Source organism: Bradyrhizobium sp. BR 1432 (genome assembly GCF_051547705.1).
Taxonomy (GTDB): Bacteria; Pseudomonadota; Alphaproteobacteria; order Rhizobiales; family Xanthobacteraceae; genus Bradyrhizobium; species Bradyrhizobium zhanjiangense.
On sequence record NZ_JBPUGF010000003.1, the window covers coordinates 1,752,302 to 1,770,866 of the forward strand.

At 65.0% G+C, this 18,565-nt stretch carries 14 protein-coding genes and 1 pseudogene; 2 read left to right on the plus strand and 13 right to left on the minus strand.

The genetic code is table 11. The annotated features are described in order from the left end of the window. Nucleotides 1-350: 350 nt before the first annotated feature. Nucleotides 351-2,556: pseudogene (locus tag ACSKB8_RS08345) on the minus strand (primosomal protein N'). 111 nt (nucleotides 2,557-2,667) lie between these two features. Between ACSKB8_RS08345 and ACSKB8_RS08350 the strand changes: the two are divergent. Further along, nucleotides 2,668-3,633 (plus strand): tyrosine recombinase XerC, encoded by a 966-nt coding sequence (locus ACSKB8_RS08350; RefSeq protein WP_091893108.1) that lies wholly within the window; start codon nucleotides 2,668-2,670, stop codon nucleotides 3,631-3,633. An 81-nt stretch (nucleotides 3,634-3,714) separates the two neighbouring features. After that, entirely contained in the window at nucleotides 3,715-4,305 is a 591-nt protein-coding gene (locus ACSKB8_RS08355) for a DUF4337 domain-containing protein (RefSeq protein WP_128942448.1), read from the plus strand. Nucleotides 4,306-4,415: 110 nt separating this feature from the next. On the opposite strand, the gene ACSKB8_RS08360 is transcribed toward ACSKB8_RS08355, so the two are convergent. The 12 genes from ACSKB8_RS08360 to ACSKB8_RS08415 all read right to left on the minus strand — a co-directional run bounded on the left by ACSKB8_RS08360 (nucleotide 4,416) and on the right by ACSKB8_RS08415 (nucleotide 18,510). Continuing rightward, a complete protein-coding gene (locus ACSKB8_RS08360) occupies nucleotides 4,416-4,946 on the minus strand; it encodes a hypothetical protein (protein WP_370990236.1) in 531 nt (176 codons plus the stop codon). A gap of 33 nt (nucleotides 4,947-4,979) precedes the next feature. Next, nucleotides 4,980-6,380, minus strand: a complete 1,401-nt coding sequence (gene lpdA / locus ACSKB8_RS08365) for a dihydrolipoyl dehydrogenase (RefSeq protein WP_370990237.1) — start codon at nucleotides 6,378-6,380, stop codon at nucleotides 4,980-4,982. Between the two features lie 54 nt (nucleotides 6,381-6,434). After that, nucleotides 6,435-7,184, minus strand: a complete 750-nt coding sequence (locus tag ACSKB8_RS08370; protein ID WP_370990238.1) for an SDR family oxidoreductase — start codon at nucleotides 7,182-7,184, stop codon at nucleotides 6,435-6,437. A gap of 67 nt (nucleotides 7,185-7,251) precedes the next feature. Continuing rightward, nucleotides 7,252-8,493 (minus strand): 2-oxoglutarate dehydrogenase complex dihydrolipoyllysine-residue succinyltransferase, encoded by a 1,242-nt coding sequence (odhB, locus tag ACSKB8_RS08375; RefSeq protein WP_438103593.1) that lies wholly within the window; start codon nucleotides 8,491-8,493, stop codon nucleotides 7,252-7,254. 200 nt (nucleotides 8,494-8,693) lie between these two features. Next, nucleotides 8,694-11,651, minus strand: a complete 2,958-nt coding sequence (locus tag ACSKB8_RS08380; RefSeq protein WP_091893096.1) for a 2-oxoglutarate dehydrogenase E1 component — start codon at nucleotides 11,649-11,651, stop codon at nucleotides 8,694-8,696. Nucleotides 11,652-11,787: 136 nt separating this feature from the next. Further along, entirely contained in the window at nucleotides 11,788-12,672 is an 885-nt protein-coding gene (gene sucD, locus ACSKB8_RS08385; protein ID WP_091893094.1) for a succinate--CoA ligase subunit alpha, read from the minus strand. 33 nt (nucleotides 12,673-12,705) lie between these two features. After that, nucleotides 12,706-13,185, minus strand: a complete 480-nt coding sequence (locus tag ACSKB8_RS08390) for a DUF1579 family protein (RefSeq protein ID WP_091893092.1) — start codon at nucleotides 13,183-13,185, stop codon at nucleotides 12,706-12,708. A 4-nt stretch (nucleotides 13,186-13,189) separates the two neighbouring features. Next, complete coding sequence (gene sucC, locus ACSKB8_RS08395; RefSeq protein ID WP_091893090.1) at nucleotides 13,190-14,386, minus strand: ADP-forming succinate--CoA ligase subunit beta; 1,197 nt, start codon at nucleotides 14,384-14,386, stop codon at nucleotides 13,190-13,192. Nucleotides 14,387-14,585: 199 nt separating this feature from the next. Then, nucleotides 14,586-15,554 carry a malate dehydrogenase gene (gene mdh, locus ACSKB8_RS08400; protein ID WP_438103594.1) on the minus strand — a complete coding sequence of 323 codons (969 nt, stop codon included), beginning with the start codon at nucleotides 15,552-15,554 and terminating at the stop codon, nucleotides 14,586-14,588. A 251-nt stretch (nucleotides 15,555-15,805) separates the two neighbouring features. Further along, nucleotides 15,806-16,990, minus strand: coding sequence for a cell division protein ZapE (gene zapE, locus ACSKB8_RS08405; protein ID WP_438103595.1), 1,185 nt, complete (start codon nucleotides 16,988-16,990; stop codon nucleotides 15,806-15,808). A 172-nt stretch (nucleotides 16,991-17,162) separates the two neighbouring features. Next, on the minus strand, nucleotides 17,163-17,699 hold the full coding sequence (gene thpR / locus ACSKB8_RS08410; RefSeq protein WP_091893084.1) for an RNA 2',3'-cyclic phosphodiesterase: 537 nt from the start codon (nucleotides 17,697-17,699) through the stop codon (nucleotides 17,163-17,165). A 175-nt stretch (nucleotides 17,700-17,874) separates the two neighbouring features. After that, nucleotides 17,875-18,510, minus strand: a complete 636-nt coding sequence (locus ACSKB8_RS08415; RefSeq protein ID WP_438103596.1) for an arylesterase — start codon at nucleotides 18,508-18,510, stop codon at nucleotides 17,875-17,877. Nucleotides 18,511-18,565 lie beyond the last annotated feature (55 nt).

Below are 18,565 nucleotides of genomic sequence, written 5' to 3' on the forward strand. Positions count from 1 at the left end.
TGGTCTTGGGGGACCGCGGGCTTTTTTTGTTGGCCTCCGCCGTCATTGCGAGGAGCCCTTGCGACGAAGCAATCCAGAGCGCCTCTGCGGAGACAGTCTGGATTGCTTCGCGGAGCCTGTCATCGGGCCGCGCTTCGCGCGGACCCGTTGGCTCGCAATGACGTGGAGAGAGTGTGCCCACCCTAAAGCAGCCGTAGGGTGGGCAAAGCATTCGCCGGCGCTCGCAGAGCGGCGGCGGGAGCGTGCCCACCAATTCCGTTGCCGCAATCGAGACCCCCTGGTGGGCACGCCTGCGCCTTCGTTCTCCGAACGAAGACGCACGCTTTGCCCACCCTACGAAAGCGCGAGGACTATAAAAAGCTCTGCGGATCGACATCCACTTCGAGCTTCAGATTGCCCTTCGGCTTCGGGCACACGGCGAGCCAGTTGCGCAAATAGTCCGACAGATCGAAGCCGCGGGCCGATTTCACCAGGATGCGGAAGCGGTAGCGGCCCTTGATGACCGCGAGCGGCGCTTCCGCAGGCCCCAGCACCACCACGCGCTCGTCGCGCGGCGCCAGCGCCACCAGCCGGCGGCCGAAACCTTCCGCGCTCGGGCGGTCGCCCGCGGAGATGATCAGGCTCGCGAGCCGGCCGAACGGCGGATGAGCGTGCGTTCGCGCAGGTCGATCTCGCTGTCGTAAAAGGCCTCGCGGTCGCAGGCGATCAGCGCCTTCATCACGGGATGATCGGGCTGGTGGGTCTGGAGATAGCCGACGCCGCGGCCCTGCTCGCGCCCGGCGCGGCCGATCACCTGGTTGAGCAATTGCCAGGTACGTTCCGCCGCGCGCGGGTCGCCGTTGGAGAGGCCGAGATCCGCATCGACCACGCCGACCAGATTGAGTCGCGGGAAGTTGTGGCCTTTTGCCACTAGCTGCGTGCCGATGATGATGTCGACACGCCCCTCCGCGATCTCGGCGAGCTCGCTGCGCATCGTCTCGATCGAGGTGATGAGATCGCTCGACAGCACCATGGTGCGCGCGTCCGGAAATAGCGCGGCCGCCTCCTCCTGCAAGCGCTCGACGCCGGGCCCGACCACCACAAGCAATTCTTCCGCCGAACAGTTCGGACAGATGTGCGGACGCGGCATCGAGAAGCCGCAGTGATGGCAGACCAGGCGCTGACGAAAGCGATGATCGACCAGCCAGGCATCGCAGATGGTGCAGGCGAAGCGATGGCCGCAGGCACGGCACAGCGTCAGCGGCGCATAGCCGCGGCGATTGAGGAACAACAGCGCCTGCTCGCGCCGCTCGATTGCGATCTTGATCTCGCCCGCAAGCCGCGGCGAGATGAAGCGGCCGCGCGCGGGCGGCTCGCGGCGCAGATCGATCGCCTCGATATGCGGCATGTGCTGGCCGCCGAAGCGCGAGGGCAGCGCGATGCGCTGGTAGCGGTTCTTGCGCGCATTGACCTCGGACTCGACCGACGGCGTCGCGGAGGCCAGCACGACCGGAATTTTGGCGATATGCGCGCGCACCACCGCCATGTCGCGGGCGTGGTAATGCACGCCGTCATCCTGCTTGTAGGCCTGGTCGTGCTCCTCATCGACGACGATGAGGCCGAGATTGGCGTAAGGCAGAAACAGCGCCGAGCGCGCGCCGACCACGACCGGCGCGCTGCCTGCGGAGATCGCCGCCCAATTGCGCGCGCGGGTGCGCGGCGTCAGCTCCGAATGCCATTCGATCGGCCGCACGCCGAAGCGCTGCGCGAAGCGGTCGAGGAATTGGCCGGTGAGCGCGATCTCCGGCATCAGGATCAGCGACTGTCTGCCACGACGAATGGCTTCCGCGACCGCCTCGAAATAGACCTCGGTCTTGCCCGAGCCGGTGACGCCGTCGAGCAGCGCGACGTGGAAGGTGCCGTTGGCGGCGAGCGCGCGCATCGTATCGACCGCGGCGCGCTGGAGCGGTGTGAAATCCGGCCGGCCAAAATCCGGATCGGGTGCGGGCGGCGGCGGCGGCGGCGGCATCGGTTCGACCGTGAGCGTGCCTTCGTCGACCAGGCCGTCGATCACGCCGGCCGAGACGCCCGCCTCGTTGGCGGCTTCGGACTTGCCGTGCAGCAGCCGGTCCGCCAGCACCGCGATCAGCCGCTGCCGCGCCGGCGTCAGCCGCTTCGGGGGATCGCCGACCAGGCGCACGCCGGGGCGCGCCCGCTCCGGGCCGAGATTCTCGCCCATACGCAGGCACATGCGCAGCACCATGCCGCGCGGGCTCAGCGTGTAATTGGCGACCCAGTCGACGACCGAGCGCAGCTCCGGCTTCAAAGCCGGGATGTCGAGCTTTTCGCTGACCTCCTTGAGACGGTTGTGCAGGCGCGGATCGGGATTGGCGTTTCGGCCCAGACCACGGCCAGCACCTCGCGCGGGCCGAGCGGCACGCCGACGAGATCGCCGGCCTTCAGCTCCATGCCGCGCGGCACCTTGTAGGAATAGGTCTGGTCGAGCGCGACCGGCACCAGCACGTCGACCATGCGGGTCGCGTTGGCGGTGGCGGGGCTGCGCGGTGTGTGATCCATGGGTGGAGAATCGGAACCTGGGGCCTCGAGGCTAGCGCCGTGGGGCGGCCTTAGCGAACGATAAACGAGTGTGATGCGATATACTGTGCGGAATCACCACGTCCAGAGCGCATGAGCAAAGCGGCCGCCCCACCCATCGAGCTCGCCAGCGCCGATCCCTCGATCGCGCAGGAGATGGCGCGCTGGCTGTCGCATCTCGGCGCCGAGCGGCGGCTGTCGCCGAAGACGCTGGAGGCCTATGGCCGCGACTTGCGGCAATGCCTGGATTTTCTCTGCTCTCATTGGGGCGAGCGCGTCACGCTGGCGCGCTTCGCTGCGCTGGAGGCCACTGACGTGCGCGCCTTCATGGCGATGCGCCGGGCCGATGACATTGCCGGCCGCTCGCTGATGCGCGCGCTGGCGGGCCTGCGCTCGTTCGGCCGCTTTCTCGAGCGCGAAGGCAAGGGCAAGGTCGGCGCGCTCTCCGCAATCCGCGCGCCAAAAGTCGCGAAAAGCCTGCCCAAGCCGCTGCCGATGGCGTCGGCCAAACGGCTTGCCGATGCCGACGAACGCGCCGGCGAGGAACGCGAGACGTGGATTTTGGCACGCGATGCTGCGGTGATGGCGCTCTTGTACGGCTCGGGCCTGCGCATCTCCGAGGCGCTCGGTCTGAAGCGCCGCGAGGTGCCGCGTCCGGGCGAAGGCGACGTGCTCGTCGTGACAGGCAAAGGCAACAAGACCCGCATGGTGCCGGTGCTGCAGAACGTGCTCGAGCTCGTGCAAGAGTACGTTGCGATGTGCCCGTATCCCCTGCCCGCCGAGGGGCCGATCTTCGTCGGCGCGCGCGGAGGGCCCTTGAGCCCGCGCATCATCCAGCTCGCGATGGAACGGCTGCGCGGCGCACTCGGCCTGCCCGACAGCGCCACCCCGCACGCGCTCCGCCATTCCTTCGCCACGCATCTGCTCTCGCGCGGCGGCGACTTACGCGCCATCCAGGAACTGCTCGGCCATTCCTCGCTCTCGACCACGCAGGTCTATACCGGCATCGATTCCGAGCGGCTGCTCGAAGTCTATGCGAGCGCGCATCCGCGGCGGTGACACACTGATGTCATAACGCGCGTGCCTCTTGCGCGGCGCACGCGGTTCGGTCAATCGTTGCGGAACCGAGCAGGAGGACATATGAGCGCACATGAAAGCATGGAGCATGCCGAGCACGCCGAACACGCGTCCGGCTCGAACAAGAAGATCGCGCTCCTGATCGCGGTTCTGGCGCTGTTCCTGGCGATCTCGGAGACGCTCGGCAAGGGCGCCCAGACCGAATCGATCAGCAAGAACGTCGAGGCCGCCAATCTCTGGGCGTTCTTTCAGGCCAAGAGCATCCGCCGCACCGTGGTGGCGACCGCGGCCGAGCAGGGCAAGCTGACGCTGGGTGGCACGACCGACGACGCCATGAAGGCGACGGTGCAGAAACAGGTCGACGACTGGACCAAGACCGCGCAGCGCTACCGCTCCGAGCCCGAGACCGGCGAAGGCACCGAGCAGCTCGCCGAGAAGGCCAAGCATGCCGAGCACGAACGCGACGAGGCGACCGCGAAGTACCATCACTTCGAGCTGGCCTCGGCCGCGTTCCAGATCGGCATCGTGCTGGCGTCAGCCACCATCATCACCGGCATGTTCGCGCTCGCTTATGTCAGCGGCGTGCTGACGCTCGCAGGCCTGATCATGACTGCGCTCGGCCTGTGGTGGCCGCATCTCTTGCATTTGCATTGAGGGGCTGAGGCTGCGCTTGTAGCCCGCATGGAGCGCAGCGGAATGCGGGGCGACCGTCCCGGATTACGCTTGCGCTCCATCCGGGCTACGCGACGCCATCGTGGTGAGAGTCACCGCGCCTCGTGCACGCTCTTCCTGAAACGCTGGATCAGGCGGAGCGTCCGTGACGACCACCCCTCCCCGTTGCCGGTGATCAGCTCGCGGATGCGCCGCTTGATCGGATCGACCAGCTCGGCGGCCTTGGCGCGCACTTTCAGCACGAGCTCATAGATCCGCTCGAACCAGTGCATCTCCAGAAGCTTGTCGCGCGTCACGTCGAATACGAAGGCGGTGACGCCGACGCCGAGCATCTTCGCGAACACGATCGTGAACACCGCGCTGGTCCAGTATTCGTGCGCGAGCAGCCACAGGCCGACCAGCTTGAGCGGAAACAGCGGGATGATGGGGACCGCGAACACGATCAGCGTCATGGCCGGCGACAGCGCATCGACGCGCTCCGTCAGCCATTGCTTGAAGCGCGCGAGCGGGATGGCTGCGACGGCTTTTGCAACGATCGGCTCGAGATGGTCCCACAGCCAGGCTTCGATCAGGAAGACGATCGCAAGCAGGACCCAGACCGGTTGAAGAAGGCGGCGCAGCATGTGTTGTCCCGCCCGATTCGGCTCGGGCCGTGGCTACATATGGATGGCCCGCTTGCCGACTGCAAGCGCGGCTTCCTTGACCGCTTCCGAGCGGGTCGGATGCGCGTGGCAGGTGCGGGCGAGATCCTCCGCACTGCCGCCAAATTCCATGAGAACGCAGGCTTCATGGATCATTTCGCCGGCTTCGCGGCCAATAATGTGCACGCCGAGCACGCGATCGGTCTTCGCATCTGCGAGAATCTTCACAAAACCGTCGGTGGTCTGATTGACCTTGGAACGGCCGTTGGCGGTAAAGGGAAACTTCCCGACGGTATAGGCGACGCCGGCTTGCTTGAGTTCCTCCTCGGTCTTGCCGACGGAGGACACTTCCGGCGTGGTATACACGACGCCGGGAATGACATCGTAGTTCACGTGGCCGGCTTGCCCGGCGATGATCTCGGCGACCGCCACGCCCTCATCCTCGGCCTTGTGCGCGAGCATGGGTCCTGCGACGACGTCGCCGATGGCGTAGACGCCCTTCAGGCTGGTGGCGAAATGCGGATCGATCTGGACCCGGCCGCGCGCGTCGAGCGCGACGCCGGCCTCCTTCAGACCGAGCCCGTCGGTGTAGGGCGTGCGGCCGATGCAGACCAGAACGACGTCGGCTTCAATGGTCTCGGCGGCACCGCCGGCAGCCGGTTCGATTTTCGCGAGCAACGCCTTGCTGTTGGCTTCGACGCCGGTGACCTTCGAACCCAGCTTGAATGCAAATCCCTGCTTTTCGAGCATCCGCTGGAATTGCCGTGCGACCTCGCCGTCCATGCCGGGCAGAATGCGATCGAGGAATTCGACCACCATGACCTCGGATCCGAGCCGGCGCCACACAGAGCCCAGTTCGAGCCCGATCACGCCGGCACCAATGACCAGCAATCTGCCGGGCACCTTCTCCAGCGACAGCGCGCCGGTCGAGGAGACGATGCGCTTCTCGTCGATCTCGATACCCTTAAGACGCGCGATGTCCGAGCCGGTTGCGATCACGATGTTCTTGGTCTCGACCATCTGTGCCTTGCCGTCGGCGGAGACTCCGACCTTGCCGGTGCCCAAGATCTTGCCGGTGCCCTTGAGCACGTCGATCTTGTTCTTCTTCATCAGGAACTCGACGCCCTTGACGTTGCCGTCGATGCCCTGCTGCTTGAAATTCATCATCGAGGGCAAATCGAGCTTCGGCGCGGAAACGCTGACGCCCATCTTGGCGAACGAATGGCCGGCTTCCTCGAACATTTCGGACGCGTGCAGCAGCGCCTTCGACGGCATGCAACCGACATTGAGGCAGGTGCCGCCGAGCGTGGCGTTCTTTTCGACCACGGCGACTTTCATGCCGAGCTGGGCTGCGCGCACCGCGCAGACATATCCGCCCGGTCCGGTGCCGATGACGACGAGATCGTAGGTAGCCATGAGAGAAAGTCCCGTAGGTTTAGCGTGAGGATGTGTCAGCGTCCGCGCGGCGCGTCAGCGTCCGCCGGACACATCGAGAATGGCTGAGGTGACGTAGGAGGCCTCGTCCGAGATCAGCCAGACGATGGCGTTGGCGATTTCGTCGGCGGTGCCGACGCGCTTCATCGGCACCAGATGGGCCAGACGGTGGGCGCGGTCAGGCTCACCGCCGGCGGCGTGGATGTCGGTATCGATCAGGCCCGGGCGGATGCCTGCGACGCGGATGCCTTCGCCCGCAACCTCATAGCCGAGCCCAATGGTGAAGGAATCGATCGCGCCCTTGGAGGCCGCATAATCGACATAGGTATTGGGTGAGCCGAGCTTGGCCGCGACCGACGACAGGTTGACGATGACGCCGCCTTTGCCGCCATGCTTGGTCGACATCCGCTTCACCGCCTCGCGCGCGCAGAGGATGGAGCCGGTGACGTTCACCGCCATCACGCGCTGGATGCGCTCGGCCGACATCTCGTCGACGCGCACGCCGCTCTTGCCGACGATGCCGCCATTGTTGACGAGCGCGCCCAGCGTGCCGAACTTGTCGGCTTGCTTGAACAGTTCGAGGATGTCGCTTTCCTCCGCGACATCGCATTTCACCGCGATGGCCTTGCCGTTCCTAGCTTCGATCGCGGCCACGACCTCGTCCGCAGCCTGCTTGTTGCTGGCGTAGCCGACCACGACGCGGAAGCCGCGCGCGGCCGCCGCAAGCGCAGTCGCCCGCCCGATGCCGCGGCTGCCGCCGGTGATGACAACGACTTTATCCGTCATGCGCGCCTCCATGGTTCGACATGCGCCGTCGCGTTTCGTTGCGACGGCGCTCGCAGAGCATCAGGGATCAGAGGTCCAGCACCAGGCGCGCCGGATCTTCCAGGCTCTCCTTGACGCGGACCAGGAAGGTCACGGCTTCCTTGCCGTCGATCACGCGATGATCGTAGGACAGCGCGAGGTACATCATCGGGCGGACCTCGATCTTGCCGCCGACGACCATCGGCCGCTCCTGGATCTTGTGCATGCCCAAAATGCCGGACTGCGGCGCGTTCAGGATCGGGGTCGACATCAGCGAGCCGTAGATGCCGCCATTGGTGATGGTGAAGGTGCCGCCCTGCATCTCGTCGATCTTGAGCTGGCCGTCGCGGGCGCGGCGACCGAAATCAGCGATGCTCTTCTCGATGTCGGAAATCGACTTGTGGTCGCAGTCGCGCACCACGGGGACGACAAGGCCCTTGTCGGTGCCGACGGCAACGCCGACGTGGTAATAGTTCTTGTAGATCAGGTCGCTGCCGTCGATCTCGGCGTTGACGGCCGGGATGTCCTTCAGCGCCTGCACGACGGCCTTGGTGAAGAAGCCCATGAAGCCAAGCTTAGCGCCATGCTTCTTCTCGAATGCGTCCTTGTAGTGGGCACGCAGCGCCATGACGTTGGTCATATCGACCTCGTTGAAGGTCGTGAGCATGGCCGCGGTATTCTGCACGTCCTTGAGCCGGCGCGCGATGGTCTGGCGCAGGCGGGTCATCTTGACGCGCTCTTCGCGGGCGGCGTCATCGGCCGGCGACGGCGCGCGGACCTGAACGGCGGCGGCGGGCTGGTTGACCGGGGTCGGCGCGGACGCCGCACGCTCGATCGCGGCGAGCATGTCGCCCTTGGTGACGCGGCCGTCCTTGCCGGAGCCCGGAACGGTTGAGGCGTCGATGCCGGTCTCGGCCGACAGCTTGCGCACCGACGGGGCCAGCGGCGCATCGGCCGGCGGCGCCTTCGCGGCCGGGGCCGGTGCAGCAGCGGCTGCAGCGGGAGCCGGAGCAGCGGCGGGCTTCGCGGGAGCAGCAGCGGGCTTTGCAGCACCCGCGCCTTCCGTGATCTGGCCGAGCAGCGCACCGACCGCGACGGTCACGCCATCGGCGGCGATGATCTCACTCAGCGTGCCTGCGGAGGGCGCCGGGACTTCGATGGTGACCTTGTCGGTCTCGAGCTCCACCAAGGGCTCGTCGACGGCGACGGGATCGCCGGCCTTCTTGAACCAGCGGCCGATGGTGGCCTCGGTGACGGATTCGCCGAGCGTCGGCACTCGAATTTCAGTCATGGTCTCTTCCTTAAGGGGATCGCCAATGCGGTCATGAATTCTCGGGTGTCATCGCCCGCCTTGTGCGCAATTCCGCACGGGGGCGAACGATCCAGTACGCCGCGACGTTGGTGATCAGAACGAACGCCGCAGAGTACTGGATGCCCCGCCCTAGTTACGCAACTGCGCACAAGGCGGGGCATGATTCAGTCTAAAATTGCCTAGCTCAGTGCTTCGTCCAGGAACGCCTTCAGCTGCGCCTGATGCTTGGACATCAGACCCGTGGCGGTCGCGGCGGAAGCGGCGCGTCCGACATAACGCGGACGCCGGCTCGCGCCGTGCACCTGGTTCAGCACCCATTCCAGATAGGGCTCGATGAAGTGCCAAGCACCCATGTTGCGGGGCTCTTCCTGGCACCACACCACTTCCGCCTTCTTGAAGCGGGACAGCTCGACCACCAGCGCCTTCAGCGGCACCGGATAGAGCTGCTCGACGCGCATCAGATAGATGTCGTCGATGCCGCGCTTCTCGCGCTCCTCGTAGAGGTCGTAATAGACCTTGCCGGAGCAGAGCACGATACGGCGGATCTTCTCGTCCGGGACGAGCTTGCTCGCCTCGTTCGGCTGCATCTGGGCGTCATCATAGAGGATGCGGTGGAAGCTCGTGCCCTTCGCGAGCTCTTCGAGACGCGACACCGCCCGCTTGTGACGCAGCAGCGACTTCGGCGTCATCATGATCAGCGGCTTGCGGATCTCGCGGTGGAGTTGGCGCCGCAGCACATGGAAGTAGTTCGCCGGCGTGGTCGGGTAGACCACCTGCATGTTGTCTTCCGCACACATCTGCAAGTAACGCTCGAGACGCGCCGAGGAGTGCTCCGGTCCCTGGCCCTCATAGCCGTGCGGCAAGAGGCAGACGAGGCCGGACATGCGCAGCCATTTGCGTTCGCCCGAGGAGATGAACTGGTCGAACACGACCTGCGCGCCGTTGGCGAAGTCGCCGAACTGGGCTTCCCACAGCGTGAGCGTGTTCGGCTCGGCGAGCGAATAGCCGTATTCGAAGCCGAGCACGGCCTCTTCCGACAGCAGCGAGTTGATGACCTCGTAATGGCCCTGCTCGCTGCCGAGATGGTTGAACGGCGTGTAGCGGCTCTCGTCCTCCTGGTCGATCAGGACCGAGTGACGCTGCGAGAAGGTGCCGCGCTCCGAATCCTGTCCCGACAGACGGACGTGATGGTTTTCATGGAGTAGCGTGCAGAACGCCAGCGCCTCGCCGGTCGCCCAGTCGATACCATTGCCGCTGTCGATCGCCTTGGCGCGGTTTTCCAGGAAGCGCTGGATGGTGCGGTGGACGCGGAAGCCGTCCGGCACCTTGGTGATCTTGCGGCCGATGTCCTTGAGGATCGGGAGATCGACGCCGGTGACGCCGCGCCGCGCATCCTCCTCCTGATCGGCGATCTTGAAGCCCGCCCATTTGCCGTCGAGCCAGTCGGCCTTGTTCGGCTTGTAGGACGTGCCGGCCTCGAACTCGGCATCGAGCCGCGCGCGCCAATCGGCCTTGGCCTTGTCGACCTCGCCCTCGGTGATCACGCCTTCGCTGACCAGACGCCGCGAGTAGAGCTCCAGCGTCGAGGGATGGGCCGCGATCCTCTTGTACATCACCGGCTGGGTGAAGGCCGGCTCGTCGCCCTCGTTATGGCCATGCCTGCGGTAGCAGAACATGTCGATGACGACGGGCTTGTGGAACTTCTGCCGGAACTCGGTGGCAACCTTGGCCGCGAACACGACGGCTTCCGGATCGTCGCCGTTCACGTGGAAGATCGGCGCGTCGATCATCTTCGCCACGTCAGACGGATAGGGCGAGGAGCGCGAGTAGCGCGGATAGGTGGTGAAGCCGATCTGGTTGTTGACGATGAAGTGCACCGAGCCGCCGGTGCGGTAGCCCTTCAGGTCGGACAGGCCGAAGCACTCCGCGACCACGCCCTGGCCGGCGAACGCCGCGTCGCCGTGCATCAGCAGCGGCATGACGGAGATGCGCATGTCCGGCGGATCGCCGTGTTGGTCCTGCTTGGCGCGGACCTTGCCGAGCACGACGGGATCGACGATCTCGAGATGCGAGGGGTTCGCAGTCAGCGACAGATGGATGCGGTTGCCGTCGAACTCGCGGTCCGAGGAAGCGCCGAGGTGATACTTGACGTCGCCGGAGCCTTCGACGTCCTCCGGGTTGGCGGAGCCGCCCTTGAACTCGTGAAACAGCGCGCGGTGCGACTTGCCCATCACCTGGGTCAGCACGTTGAGGCGGCCGCGATGCGGCATGCCGAGCACGATCTCCTTCACGCCGAGATTGCCGCCGCGCTTGATGATCTGCTCCAGCGCGGGAATCAGCGATTCACCGCCGTCGAGACCGAAGCGCTTGGTGCCGGTGAACTTGGTGTCGCAGAATTTTTCGAAGCCTTCGGTCTCGATCAGCTTCATCAGGATGGCTCTGCGACCTTCGCGGGTGAACGAGATCTCCTTGTCCGGCCCCTCGATGCGCTCCTGGATCCAGGCCTTCTGCGCGGCATTGCTGATATGCATGAACTCGACGCCGAGCGTCTGACAGTAGGTGCGCTCGCAGATCGCGGTGATCTCGCGCAGGGTGCCGTATTCGAGACCGAGCACGTGATCGAGGAAGATCTTGCGGTCGAAATCGGCTTCGCTGAAGCCGTAGGTGCGCGGGTCGAGCTCTTCGCGGTTGCGCGGGGCTTCGATGCCGAGCGGATCGAGCTTGGCGTGGAAATGACCGCGCATGCGGTAGGAGCGGATCAGCATCAGCGCGCGGACGGAGTCGCGCGTGGCCTGGAGCAGGTCGGCGGACGAGAGGCCGGCCCCCTTGGCCTGCGCCTTGGCGGCGATCTTGCCGCCGACCGCCTTCTCGACTTCGGCCCAATTGCCGTCGAGGGCCGAGGTGAGGTCGTCCTGTGGGGTCAGCGGCCAGTTGGCGCGCTCCCAGGACGGGCCTTCGGCGTTCTTGCTGATGTCACCGGGCTGGTCGTTCAGGCTCTTGAAGAACTCCCGCCATTCGGCGTCGACCGAGGACGGATCCTTCTCGTAGCGGGCGTAGATTTCGTCGATGTAGGTGGCGTTGGTGCCCTGCAAAAAGGATGAGAGGGCAAAGGCTGCGTTCGCGTCCTGGCGAGACATACTGGAGTTCCTGGCGATTTCGGTTCGCGCATAACAAACGGCGCTGGCGCCGAGCTCCCGGCAGAGGCTCGGCGCGACAGGCACCCTTTACCCTATTTGCTGCGAAACTTCGCCCGGAAAAGCACGAAGAAGTGAATTAGCCTTTCAACTTTTCGGCAAGCGTATGTCCGAGGCGCGCGGGCGACGGAGAGACGGTGATTCCGGCCGATTTCATCGCTTCGGTCTTGGAACCGGCATCGCCCTTGCCGCCCGAGATGATCGCGCCGGCATGGCCCATGCGGCGGCCGGGAGGTGCCGTGACACCGGCGATGAAGCCGACCATCGGCTTCTTGCGGCCGCGCTTGGCCTCGTCCTTGAGGAACTGGGCGGCGTCTTCCTCGGCGGAACCGCCGATCTCGCCGATCATGATGATCGATTCGGTCTTGGGGTCGGCGAGCAGCATCTCCAGCACGTCGATGAACTCGGTGCCCTTGACCGGGTCGCCGCCGATGCCGACCGCGGTGGTCTGGCCGAGGCCTTCCTGGGAGGTCTGGAACACGGCTTCATAGGTCAGCGTGCCGGAGCGGGAGACGATGCCGACGCTGCCGGTCTTGAAGATGTTGGCCGGCATGATGCCAATCTTGCACTCGCCGGCGGTCATGACGCCCGGGCAGTTCGGCCCGATCAGGCGCGACTTGGAGCCGATCAGCGAGCGCTTCACGCGCACCATGTCGACGACCGGAATGCCCTCGGTGATGCAGACGATCAGCGGGATCTCGGCATCGATGGCTTCGCAGATCGCGTCCGCCGCACCCGGCGGCGGCACGTAGATCACCGACGCATCGGCGCCGGTCTTCTCACGCGCCTCGCGCACGGTGTCGAACACCGGCAGGCCCAGATGGGTCGCGCCGCCTTTGCCCGGCGAGGTGCCGCCGACCATCTTGGTGCCATAGGCAAGCGCGGCCTCCGAGTGGAAGGTGCCGTTCTTGCCGGTAAAGCCCTGGCAGATGACCTTGGTGTTCTTGTCGATCAGGATGGACATGAGATCTGCTTTCGCGAACTAACGAGTGAGAGGTCAGTGGATGCGGCGGTAGACGCCGGTGAGCACGTCGGCCCAGCCTTCCGCGTCCGGCGAGAACTGGATCTTCAACGAATAGGAATTGTCGTCGATGATCTCGTAGACGTGGCGCGCATTGCCGCGGAGCGAGCCGCGCACCAGCGTCAGGGTCTTGCCGACCCAGCCGCCGGAGGCGGGCGAGGGCGGCGTGTAGCCGAGCGAGTCGTACCAGAACAATTTGTAGGTCCGATCGTCGCGGTCGTAGGTGAAGATGCCGTGGGTGGCGAAGATCTGCTTGCCGTCGCGCATCTGGACCGAGTCCTGGATCAGATAGAACCCGTTGAGGTCCATGCGCGCGACGACGTGCGAGGTGGCCGGTCCGCCCTCCGTCCAACGCGACGGAAAGACCATCTCTTCGCCATTCCATTCGCCGGCGAACGCGGCGAGGCGCGTGTGCTCGGGGAGCGGAGATGATGCGGCGAGATGGTCCTGGGCCATGGCCTTAGCCTCCCTTGACGGCCTTCACGATCTTCTGCGCGGCGTCGTCGAGATTGTCGGCCGGCACCACGTTCAGGCCGGATTCACGGATGATCTTCTTGCCGAGCTCGACATTGGTGCCTTCGAGGCGGACCACCAGCGGGACGCTGAGGCCGACCTCGCGCACGGCGGCGGTGACGCCCTCGGCGATCACGTCGCACTTCATGATGCCACCGAAGATGTTGACCAGGATGCCCTTCACGTTGGGATCCGCGGTGATGATCTTGAAGGCGGCCGCAACCTTTTCCTTGCTGGCGCTGCCACCGACGTCGAGGAAGTTGGCCGGCGACATGCCGTAGAGCTTGATGATGTCCATCGTCGCCATGGCAAGACCGGCGCCGTTGACCATGCAGCCGATATTGCCGTCGAGCGTGACGTAGTTGAGATCGTATTTCGACGCCTCGATTTCCTTGGCGTCTTCCTCGGTCTCGTCGCGCAGCGCGAGCACCTCGGGGTGACGGAACAGCGCGTTGTCGTCGAACGAGACCTTGGCGTCGAGCACGCGGAGCTGACCCTGCTTGGTCACGACCAGCGGGTTGATCTCCAGCATCGACATGTCCTTGGCGACGAAGGCGGCGTAGAGCTGCGCGGTGAGCTTCTCGGCCTGCTTGGCGAGATCACCTGACAGGTTCAGCGCCTTCGCAACCGTGCGGCCGTGATGGCCCATGACGCCGGTCGCGGGATCGACCGAGAAGGTCACGATCTTCTCAGGCGTGTTGTGCGCGACCTCCTCGATGTTGACGCCGCCCTCGGTCGAGACGACGAAGGAGACGCGCGAGGTCTCGCGGTCGACCAGGATCGAGAGGTAGAATTCCTTGTCGATGTCGGAGCCGTCCTCGATGTAGAGGCGGTTGACCTGCTTGCCGGCGGGACCGGTCTGCACGGTCACGAGCGTGGCGCCCAGCATCTGCTTGGCGAATTCGGAGACCTCGGCGGCCGACTTGGCGATGCGGACGCCGCCCTTATCGCCGGCCGAGGCTTCCTTGAACTTGCCCTTGCCGCGGCCGCCGGCGTGGATCTGGCTCTTCACCACCCAGACCGGACCCGGCAGCGCCTTGGCGGCGGCTTCCGCGTCAGCGGGCTTAAGGACAGGCACGCCCTTGGAAATCGGCACGCCGAACTCGCTCAGCAGCGCTTTGGCCTGGTACTCATGGATATTCATATGGTCGCTCCCTGAACCCGCGGGCGGTGACCTCAAGGGCCCACCTCAGTCTTGTGGCTGGCATACCATATACCACAGGAACTGCAACCCGGATTCTTTGACTTCGAGATCTCTGGTCCGGAGCCCGCCCGGACACCCGGGCCCCGGAAATGAAACCGCCGAAGACCGGTTTTCGGGCTTCGGCGGGAATTGCTGGCGATTAGCGGCCGAGAAGATCGGGGGCGATCTTCTTGCAGGCGTCGACCAGGCCCTGCACGGCGCCTACCGACTTGTCGAAGGCCTCGCGGTCCTTGCCGGCGAGCTCGATCTCGACCACGCGCTCGACGCCCTTGGAGCCGATCACGACGGGCACGCCGACATACATGTCCTTCACACTGTACTCGCCGTTGAGGTAGGCGGCGCAGGGCAGCACGCGCTTCTTGTCCCGCAGATAGCTCTCGGCCATCGCGATCGCGGACGCCGCCGGCGCATAGAAGGCCGAGCCGGTCTTGAGCAGGTTGACGATCTCGGCGCCGCCGTTGCGGGTGCGGTCGACGATCTCATCGAGACGCGCCTGCGAGGTCCAGCCCATCTTGACGAGGTCGGGCAGCGGGATGCCGGCGACGGTGGAGTACTTCACCAGCGGCACCATGGTGTCGCCATGGCCGCCGAGCACGAAGGCGGTGACGTCCTCGACCGAGACGTTGAACTCGTCGGCCAGGAAGTAGCGGAAGCGCGCCGAATCCAGCACGCCGGCCATGCCGACGACTTTCTTGTGCGGCAGGCCCGAGGCCTTCTGAAGCGCCCACACCATCGCGTCGAGCGGGTTGGTGATGCAGATGACGAAAGCGTCGGGGGCGTACTTCTTGATGCCGGCACCGACCTGCTCCATGACCTTGAGGTTGATGGAGAGGAGGTCGTCGCGGCTCATGCCGGGCTTGCGCGGCACGCCGGCGGTGACGATGCAGACTTTTGCGTTGTCGAGCGCTTCGTAGGAGTTCGCGCCGCTGTAGTGCGCGTCAAAGCCGTCGACCGGCGAGGACTGCGCGATGTCGAGCGCCTTGCCCTGCGGCACGCCCTCGGCGATGTCGAACATCACGACGTCGCCCAATTCTTTCAGGCCGATGAGGTGAGCCAGCGTTCCGCCGATCTGGCCGGAGCCAATCAAACCAATCTTGTCGCGCGCCATGTGAACCTGTCCTTTAGACACGTAAGGAGGGGAAAACTGAGACGGGTGGTTATCCCTTTCGTCTCCCCCGTTCAAGTCGGTGGATGCCCATTTGTCGGGCTTGCCGCGATAGCAGCCATACCCGGTCCGTCATTCCGGGATGCGCCGACAGGCGCAGGCCTGGAATCCATTGAGCTGCAGAGTTGGTGGCGCGATCGATTCCGGGGTCGCGCTAACGCGCGCCCCGGAATGACAGCGCTGGCAAATAGGACTTAAGTCTCCACCAGGCCCTTGGTCGAGCCGCTGGCGGTGGAATCCTTGCGGCCGTGGGGCAGCGCCAGATAGGATTCCGAGCTCATCTCGATCAGGCGTGACGCGGTCCGCTTGAACTCGTTGGCCTCGTTGCCTTCGGTGGCGAGGTACAGCGAGATCGGATTGGCATCGGCCGAGGCCATCAACTTCACCGCATTGTCATAGAGCGTGTCGATCAGCGTGATGAAGCGCTTGGCGGCGTTGCGCTGGGAGAAGTCCATCACTGGAATATGGTCGACCAGGATGGTGTGATAGTCGTGCGCGAGCCTGAGGTAGTCCGATGCCCCAAGCGGCTTCTCGCAGAGATCGGCGAACGAGAACCGCGCCACACCATGGGCCGAGCACGGCACGTGCAGGATGCGGCCTTTGATCGAAATGTCGTGCGGCTTGCATCGGGCGCCGCCGCTCATCTTCGACCAGGCGCGGTCGAGCGCGGCATGCGCATCAACGTCGGCCGGCGTCAGCCACATCGGCACGCCCTGAAGCTTCTCCAGGCGGAAGTCGGTACGCGCATCGAGCCGCGCGACATCCATGTGGTCGGTGATCTGCTTGATGAAAGGCAGGAACAGCGACCGGTTCAGGCCGCCCTTATAGAGATCGTCGGGCGCGACGTTGGAGGTCGCGACCACGACGGTGCCGAGCTCGAACAGCTTTGCGAACAGACGGCCGAGGATCATCGCGTCCGCGATGTCGGTGACATGGAATTCGTCGAAGCAGAGCAGCCAGCTCTCTTCGAAGATCGCGTTCGCGGTCAGCGCGATGACGTCGCCGTCGGCGATCTCGCCGCGCGCGATGCCCTGGCGATAGTCATAGATGCGCTCATGCGCTTCCGCCATGAACTCGTGGAAATGCGCGCGGCGCTTGTGCTCGACGGTACTGTACTGGAAGAACAGGTCCATCAGCATGGTCTTGCCGCGACCGACCTCGCCATGGATGTAGAGCCCGCGCGGCGCCTCGTCCTTGTCACTGCTGAACAGGCGGCTGAGCAGGCCCTGCTTGCGCTGCGGCTTGTAAGTCGCGAGCCGCAGGTCGAGCGCCGCATAGGCCTCGGCGACTTCGGCCTGCGCGGCATCGGGCTCGATCGCGCCGGACGCGATCTCGGCCTGATAGGCTTCGCTGAACGGGGAACTTGGGGTCGTGAGCATGGCCCCTTACCGCCAGAGACCGGCGGAAATTGCAAGCCGTGAATTGGTGGATGGGGTATGCGGATTCGTGTCCCGGACGCGCTGATCCGGGACCCACCGTTTCGTTCATCGCCAAATTTCGTTCATCGCTGAGCGCTGGGCCCCGGCTCTACGGCCGGGGCACGAGAGCGAGCTACGCGCACAGCTCGTAAGCGTCCTCGACGACATACGGGCCGCCGCCGGTTGAAGCGCGGGACGAGAACAGAACAAAGCGCTCCGCCATGAACGCCTTGCTCGGGAAGTAGCCGCGCAGCGAGAGATAGTCGGCGACGTCGCGATCGGATGCGTCGTGCAGCCGGGCCAGCGTGACATGCGGGATGAACTTGCGGCCTTCAGGATCGAGACCGATCCGCTGCATCATGCGTTCGAGCTCGGCCTGCAATTCCATCAGCGGCTTGCTCGGCGCGATCGTCGCAACGACTGCCCGCGGTTTGCGGCCGCCAAAACTCGTGAGGCCCTGCACCTTCACCTCGAACGGCTTGCGGTCGACGCGAAACAGCATCGAGGCGATCTCGTTGGCGGAGACACCGTCGATATCGCCGATGAAGCGCAAGGTGACGTGATAATTTTCGGGATCGATCCAGCGGGCGCCGGGAAGGCCACCCCTCAAGTTGGAAAGCGACTGGCCGATCTCGGCCGGAATTTCCAGACCAGTGAACAAACGCGGCATCGTTTCGCACTCCCGATGCTTGGGTACAGCCCCTGGGAAGCAGGACCATAACCAAATTAGAGCCGGCGACGAATCACCGCTACCCTGATTCCTATCGCAGTTGTGTGACTCTGCGAAGCTTAGCCCGCCTCACCCCGATAAAACCCTGGGAATTACGGTTAGCGCTGCCTGCTTTTCAACGCCGTTGCTCAGCGATCGTGCCAAGGAATGCCTCGACGGTGGGCATCATCCTTTCGACGATGATGTCGACGCCGGCCGCGGTCGGATGAATGCCGTCGGCCTGGTTGAGCTTGACGTCGGCTGCGACGGCATCGAGGAAGAACGGATAGAGCGGCACGTCGAATTTTTTCGCCAGCTCCGGATAAATCGAATTGAAGCGCGCGGCGTAATCGGCGCCGTAATTCGGCGGCGCCAGCATGCCGCACAGCAGCACCGCGATCTTGCGCGCCTTGAGCCGCTGAACGATGTCGCTCAGCGCGGCGCGCGTCAAATCGGGATCGATGCCGCGCAACGCGTCGTTGGCGCCGAGCTCGACGATGACGGCCTCGGTTCCTTCAGGCACCGACCAATCGAGCCGGTCGCGGCCGCCGGAGGATGTGTCGCCGGACACCCCGGCATTGATCATGTCGACCGCTATGCCCTTGGTCTGCAAGGCCTTTTGGAGCTTTTGGGGGAATGCGTCCTGGGCCGGCAGGCCGAGACCGGCGCTCAGGGAATCGCCGAGAACGACAAGCTTGATCGGCTTCTGCCCCTGCGCCGAGGCCGTCGTGATGGCCGTCATCAAAGCGAACATCAACACGGCTATGTGCATGAACAATCCGTAACGCCTCTCGACCGCGCCAGCGGAGTTGCCATATGACCGGACC